This window comes from Bradyrhizobium sp. SZCCHNRI1029, from assembly GCF_032487555.1.
In the GTDB taxonomy this organism is placed as follows: domain Bacteria; phylum Pseudomonadota; class Alphaproteobacteria; order Rhizobiales; family Xanthobacteraceae; genus Bradyrhizobium.
This window is the reverse complement of the sequence record NZ_JAUEUK010000010.1, coordinates 117,266-124,092: the sequence shown is the minus strand read 5'-3', so window position 1 is coordinate 124,092 and position 6,827 is coordinate 117,266. Positions and strand designations below refer to the sequence as shown.

The 6,827-nt window shown below is 63.3% G+C and carries 6 protein-coding genes; all 6 read right to left on the bottom strand.

Annotation, left to right across the window (positions count from 1 at the left end; translation table 11 throughout):
- Positions 1-43 precede the first annotated feature (43 nt).
- The 6 genes from QW861_RS26515 to QW861_RS26490 all read right to left on the bottom strand — a co-directional run bounded on the left by QW861_RS26515 (position 44) and on the right by QW861_RS26490 (position 6,769).
- The gene (locus QW861_RS26515) at positions 44-928 is read right to left on the bottom strand and encodes a TauD/TfdA family dioxygenase (protein WP_315752516.1); all 885 of its coding nucleotides are present in this window, start codon (positions 926-928) and stop codon (positions 44-46) included.
- A 165-nt stretch (positions 929-1,093) separates the two neighbouring features.
- Positions 1,094-1,822 carry a thioesterase II family protein gene (locus tag QW861_RS26510; RefSeq protein ID WP_315752515.1) on the bottom strand — a complete coding sequence of 243 codons (729 nt, stop codon included), beginning with the start codon at positions 1,820-1,822 and terminating at the stop codon, positions 1,094-1,096.
- A 20-nt stretch (positions 1,823-1,842) separates the two neighbouring features.
- Complete coding sequence (locus QW861_RS26505; protein WP_315752514.1) at positions 1,843-2,073, bottom strand: MbtH family protein; 231 nt, start codon at positions 2,071-2,073, stop codon at positions 1,843-1,845.
- A 332-nt stretch (positions 2,074-2,405) separates the two neighbouring features.
- Entirely contained in the window at positions 2,406-4,685 is a 2,280-nt protein-coding gene (locus QW861_RS26500; protein ID WP_315717421.1) for a TonB-dependent receptor, read from the bottom strand.
- Positions 4,686-5,372: 687 nt separating this feature from the next.
- Positions 5,373-5,642 (bottom strand): hypothetical protein, encoded by a 270-nt coding sequence (locus QW861_RS26495; RefSeq protein WP_315717420.1) that lies wholly within the window; start codon positions 5,640-5,642, stop codon positions 5,373-5,375.
- Positions 5,639-6,769 (bottom strand): PepSY-associated TM helix domain-containing protein, encoded by a 1,131-nt coding sequence (locus QW861_RS26490; protein ID WP_315752602.1) that lies wholly within the window; start codon positions 6,767-6,769, stop codon positions 5,639-5,641. The genes QW861_RS26495 and QW861_RS26490 overlap by 4 nt, the downstream gene beginning before the upstream one ends.
- Positions 6,770-6,827: the final 58 nt, after the last annotated feature.

Sequence of the window (6,827 nt, the reverse complement as noted above, 5' to 3'; positions counted from 1 at the left end):
TTTCCAAAGGTCCGATGACAACGTGAGGATCGATGCCGCAGGCTCAATTGACGCGATGGGCTCGCGCCATCGCGACGATCACCCTGCGCGGCCCCTTGAATGGCTCGCGCGCGTGCGCCGTCAGCATGTTGTCGAGCATGACGACGTCGCCGGTCTGCCAGGGAAAGACGATCTTGTGCCGGTCGAGCACGGCTCTGACCGTGGCCAGCGTCTCGTCCTCGATCGGCGCGCCGTCGCCGTAGAACGCATTGCGCGGCAGCTCGAGCGGATCGCCGACGATGTCGAGAAGACTTTCCCGAACCTCGGGCGCGAGGCTGGAGACGTGGAACAGATGCGCCTGATTGAACCACACCATGTCCCCGGTCACGGGATGCACCGCCGTCCCCTGGCAGACCTGCCGCGTCCGTAGCTCGTCGCCATCCTTCCATTCGCAGGCGATTGCATGGGAGGCGCAATAGGCCTCGACCTCGGCCTTCGACTCCGTGCCGAACACCTGTCGCCAGTCGACATCGAGTCCACTGCCGTAGTTGCGGACATACATGACGCCCCGCTCGGCGAAGCGGTTACGGATCGCGGCCGGCATGTCGCGATGGATCGACCGGCTGTCGGCGACCGGCGTCTCACCGCCCTGCTGTGCCGCCTGCTCGCAATAGAACCAGATCTTCATCGGCCAGTCGCGCGTATAGGCCTGCTCGTTGTGCAGCGGGATGCTCTGGTGCGGCGGATATTCGGTCGAGGTGTAGACGCCGGCGCTGACCTGCGATCGGGGCGTCGAGCCGAATTCATAGGACAGCAGCGGATGGCCGAAGCTCGCGGCGAAGCTCCTGAACGCCTCGGCGCCGTCGAGATGGAAGCCACGGAAGAGAATTCCGCCGCACGCATAGAGCTGGCGCTCGATCATGTCGCGGACCTCCCTGACGGCCTCCATCAGCGGCTGCTGCGTGCGGCTGGCCCGCAGAAGGAACGGTAGCGATTCTTGTTCTATTTTAGATTGTATTGCGAACATGACTTCTCCCCGTCTCCCGTCGATTTCAGCATCGAAGTTTCTTCACCGGCCGGCTTTTCCGGCTGGGTCGTGCTTTCGGCACGCCGCTCAAGGCCCCGCGCGAGCAACGGCGAGTCCCGGCCATGCCCGACGTGCCAGCAATGCGGCAACGAGCTTCAGCAGATCCGCCTGTCGGCTATGGATGAAGAAGTGGTCGCCCGGCAGCATGTCGCGACCGAACGCGCCGGAGGTCTCGGCCCGCCACGCCTCCAGTGCCTCGGCACGCGTCTCGTCGAGATCTCCGCCGAACACGTGCAGCGGACACGGCAAGGGCCGGCGCCGCCGATAGACGTAGTTCCCGCACATCAGGAAATCGGCTCGCAGGATCGGCAGCGTGCCGCGCATGATCTCCATGCTCTGCAACGCCTCCGGCGGCGTGCCGTTCAGCCTGAGAAGCTCCTCGCGCAATGCGTCGTCACCGAGCGGCTCGCGCCAGCGGCTGCCGTCGCGCACGGCCGGCGCCTCCGTTCCGGACACGAGCAGCATCTGCGGCTTTGGCGCGCCGAGCGCGAGCAGCCTGTGCGCCAGCTCGAAGGCGAGCAAGCCGCCGAGGCTGTGCCCGAACAGGACGTAAGGCTCCGCCAACGGCGTCCCGATCAGTTCGGACGCGAGCTGATCGGCCAATGCTGCCGCGTCCGTTTGCAGCGGCTCGTCCATCCGCGCGCCCCGTCCGGGCAGCTCCAGCGGCACGATTTCGATCCAGGACGGAAGAGCTCTCCTCCAGCGCGCATAGACCATGGCGCTGCCGCCGGCATAGGGCAAACAGATCAGCCGCATGGCAGCCAGCCTCCTTCGCTTCAGGATTCGGCAGAGGCCTGGGCGTTCTCCTGCATGAATTTCCGCAGCGAGAGCGGCCGCATGTCGGTCCACACCTGTTCGATATGGTCCAGACACTCCTTCTTGCTCCCGGTCACGCCGACGGCCGTCCACCCGTTCGGGATGTCCTTGAACGTCGGCCAGATCGAATATTGTTCTTCGTGATTCACGACGACGGTGAAGGTGACGTCCTCTCTGTCGAAGACCATCATGCCCGGCTACTCCTACTAACAAACGACGTTGATGAACTACGAGTAATGCAGTTGATAATGACAGTCAAAAGGATACCGCCGATCGAAGTTTTTAATCTCTCCAAGGTGACACGTAGGTGACGATTCAACATCAGGATGCATCGGCTCCAACGAGATGATTTGCTGACCCGATCGCGTTGTCACCGCGGAGATGATCACGCCTCAACGCGATCGATGAGCTACGCAAATTTTTATCAGATTGTAATTGAACGCCGTCCGCATCGCTCAGACTAACAAGGCCGCCGCACAATGGCCGTGCGGCGGCCTCATCATCGCCAACGCGTATCGACGTCCTAGAAATTGAACGTCGTGGAAACGAGATAGGTGCGCGGCGCCCCCAGGGTGATCACACCGCTATAGGCCGACGCCCAATACGCCTTGTCGAATACATTCTCGACGCTCGCCCGCAGCACGATCGGCTTGCCGTTCCAGGGCGAGGTGAAGGTGTAGCGGGCGCCCAGGTCGACGCGTGTCCAATCCGGCAGCGAGAGTTTGTTGGCCGCGTCGACATATTGTGCACCGGTGTAGACGACCCGCCCCGTGAGCGTCAGATCCCGCACAAACGGTGTATCCCACTCGGCGCCGAGATTCACGGTGAGCTCGGGCACGCCGATCGCCCGCTTGCCGTCCGTCAGGCCGCCCGAAGTCTTCTCCTGCACGCCGTGAATATACGCCACGCCCCCCAACAGCCGCAGCGTCGGCGTGACCTCACCGAATACGTTGAACTCGGCGCCCGTATTTCGCTGCCGGCCATTCAGCTCTTGAGTCAGCACTCCCCCTGAACTCGTGGTAATCACGCTCGGGCGTGAGATATCGAATGCGCTGACCGTGGTCGTGATTCGGCCGAAGTCGACCTTGATGCCGGTCTCGACCTGCTTGGTCTGCCCTGGCGGGAAGACCGTGCCGCTGTTGGCATAGCCGGCGGCAACGACGGTCGGGGTCTGCAGGCCCTCGATGTAATTGGCATACAGCGACACAAACTCGACGGGCTTGACCACGAGCGCATAGGCTGGCGTCCACACCGAGGTGTCCTCGAACGGGCGGCTCGATGCTGGAGTAACGAGATTCGTGACTTCCGTTCCCGCCGTTTGTCTGCGCACACCGACGGTCAGTTGAATCCGCTTGTTCAGCAGCGACATCGTGTCGGAGACGCCGATGCTCCAGAGATTTGCGCCGACGGTCTGATTGGCCTGGAGCGTCGGAAAGCTTGGCAACGCGATGTTGGTCGGCTCGCTGTAAAGGCTCCAGTTGGGCATCTTGCCGGAGACCACCTGCTGGGTATAGGTGCGGTCGGTGATGGAGTAGCCGACATTGACGGCATGGTTGATCGGGCCGGTATCGGCGGTCATGCGCAGGCCAGCCTCCCCGGCGTACGTCTTGTACGTCTCGCTTCCCGTTCCAGGAGTCCCGGACAACAGGCCAGCGTTGCTCGAGAGCACCGGCGACGGATAACGGTAGTTGATGTTGCTGTCGTGATAGCCGAATCCGGCATAGGCGGTGATACGATCGTTGAGATCGACCTCGCCTTTCACCGTCGAGAAGAAATCGGTCGGCGCATAATACGCCCACGGCACCTGGAAATTGGTGCCGGACGACGGTGGCGACGGAATGCTGGTGACAGCAGTACCCACGCCGAAGAATCGCAGCGGCGGATTCAGCTTGTCCGCCTGATAGCCGACATCGGCATCGATTCGGACATTCTCGCCATGATAGTCGACGGCGAGGTGGGCGTTGCCGAACTCGTCGGTCTGCCGGTTCCAGGGGGTATCGCCGTTCGAATACTTGCTGTTCAGCCGTACGCCCCACTCCTTGTGCTCGCCATAGCGGCGGCCGACGTCGATCTGCTCGCCGAATTGCGTCTTGGACGCATAGGTCGCCGTTAGCTGCGTGATGTCGGTGTCGAGCGCGTGCTTGGTGACGAGATTGACGCTACCGCCGACCGCGCCGCCGCTTGAGGCGCCAGTGCCGCCGACCGTCATGCCGTTGAGCAGAGCCGCCGGCCCCTTCAGCAATTCGACCCGCTCGATGAAATTGGCGCCCGTCGAATAATATGGCGCGATGCCGGCGAGGCCATTCAGGGCGTAGTCGCCGCTGTCGTAGTAGAAGCCGCGGATGAACAGGCTGTCGGCGCCGCCGCCGGCGGCTTGGATCGTGCGCACCGAGGGATCATTGATCAGCACGTCGCGGATCGTGCGCGCCTGCTGGTTCTGGATCAGCTGCGAGGTGAAGCTCGTCTGGTTGAAGGGCGTGTTCATGACGCCGCGGTTGCCCAGCAGCCCGAGGCCGCCGCCGCTCGCGACCTGGCCGCCGGCATAGGGCGACGGCGGCGCGCCGACCGTTCCTGTCGACGGCGTCACATAGGCCACCGGGGCGGTCGGCGGCAGGTTGCGCGGAGCGACGCGGCGCTGCTGAGCGGTCCGCGTCGCGGTCGTCTGCGGTCTCGAGGCGGTCTGCCGGACTTTCGGCTTCGGCGCGTCGACGGTCACATCGGGGAGCTTGGTCTGCGCAAAGGCCGATTGAACGCCTCCGACATTCAGCGTGAGCGCCAATGAGCTCACAAGTCCCAACGACATCGTCAATCCAATGTCTTTATCCCAAATGCGACAGACCATCCTGACACCCCGATCATTCCAAGTTCCAACTCGGCTCGTCGGTGGTCCTAACACACAGGTATTTGAGGATGGCGTCGCGCGACGTAGAACTCGTCTAACGAGCGACAGCTTCGCCGAATCGATCAGCTCAATAGGTTGTCGCTACTACGAGATTCTTTTCCCTCCGCTTCTTTGAAGCCTTCAAAAGAAGCGCATGTCGCGGGGAAGAGCGATGCGATCGCGTCGGCTGATACAACTCACGACACCGATCGTCTCGAACTCATCGAAATAATTTCGATCAATCGTACGATGATAACTAATCACATTGCCACTTTTGAATCAATCTTTGCTTTCAAATGCGCCACATCTCCGCCGCGCCACGCGCAGATCGGAGAAGGCATCGAGACATTTGTATCTGCTTGTTTCCAGGCCGGAGCGACGCCGCTCGCGTCGGCGCTCGCTGCGCGAGATCGATCGCGCGCAGCCGACGCAGCGTGCTGCCATCGCGATGACGCGTCGCGCGAGAGAAGACACGTAAGACAAGAGATGCGTGGGATCGTTGGCTGGCCGAGCGCGTCGTTGCCATCGAGCCGCGCGCATAGTCCCGCGGCGCGGATCGAGATCAATGATGCGGGCTATCTTCCGCCGACCGGCGGCGGACGTCAGCGCTCAGAGCGGCCTATCCTGCGTCCCGGCCCGAGCGCCTTGCGCTTCGGCCTTCGCGCCGCGGCTCCGTCTCGTGCCGTAGGCGAGCGACAGCAGAATCGGAATCGACAGTCCGAGCCAGCACAGCGCGTCCCAGAGCCCGTCGCCGAACAGTCCGAAGGCGAGCCCGGCTGCGGCAACCAGACCGATCAGCAGCGGCGCACGAAACACCTGCCAGGTCGAGAGTTGCGCGGCGCGGGCAGATGGCGTCGCCGATGCGGCCGAGGAGCTCATGGCGACACCACCGCAGGCGCTGCCGATGTCACGACGCCGGACACCTTCCTGCGGAAGCCCCGCCGCTTGGCGGCCCACAGATAGAGTCCGCTGCACAGCACGACGATCGTGATGAGATCGAGAACGGCCCAGATGATCTTCAGCGGCAACCCGCCATAGTCACCGAAATGCAGCGGCCGCGATACCTGCAACGCGGTGAGATACCAGGCGAGCTCGGGCGCGACCATCTTGCTGCTGTCCTGGGCATCGACCAGGACCGGCTTGAACATGCGCGCAGTAAACGGCGTGCGGCCCTTGGTCCAGATCATCAGATGCTGCGGGCTGCCGAACCGCGTCGTCGTCGGCAAGGTGATGGACGTCACCAGCCGGTCCGGAAACGCGGTGCGGACGGCGCCAACGGCGGCCTCGACCGATTTCGCTTCCGCCAGCGGCTTGCCCTGATAGGGCGCGAGCAGTGCCGGCATGGTCTTCGCGCGCCAGAGGTCGAACAGCGGCACCGCCAGCGTGTTGATGGTGCCGGTCAAGCCGACCGCGAGCGCCCAGCTCACCGTGACGATACCGAGCAGATTGTGCAGGTCGAGCCATTTGAGCCGCGCCGAGCGATCCCGCACCGTGCCGAACTGCAGGCGACGCATGAACGGCCAGTATACGACGACGCCCGAGACGATGGACGCTGAGAACACCAGTCCCATCAGTCCGAGAAAGAGCTCGCCCGGCAGGCCGGTGAACATGTCGCGGTGGATGCGCAGGATCACGTCCATGACGTCCTGATGCGGCGCTTCCTCGCCGAGAACGACGCCGGTGCGCGCATCCACGGTGAGCCGATGAAACTGCCCAGGCACCAGAATGGCGGTCGGCGACATCGCGACCACGATCAGCGGCTCCGCCTGCTTCAGGCTCACGAACAGCGCATGCTGCTCCGGCAACTGCTGCTTGGCCGCCGCGATCAGGCGGTCGAGCGGCAACAGCGGCGTGTCGGCCGGCATCGCCGGCGCAGCGATCTCATCCTCGAAGAGATGATCGATCTCCTCATGGAAGATCAGCGGAAGCCCGGTCAGGCACAGCATCAGCAGAAAGATCATGCTGATCAGCGACGTCCACGTGTGAACCTGAACCCACAGCCGCATGCGCCCGAACCCACCCTTCGTCATCGACGTTGCACGTGATGAGCCGAACGTCCGGCAA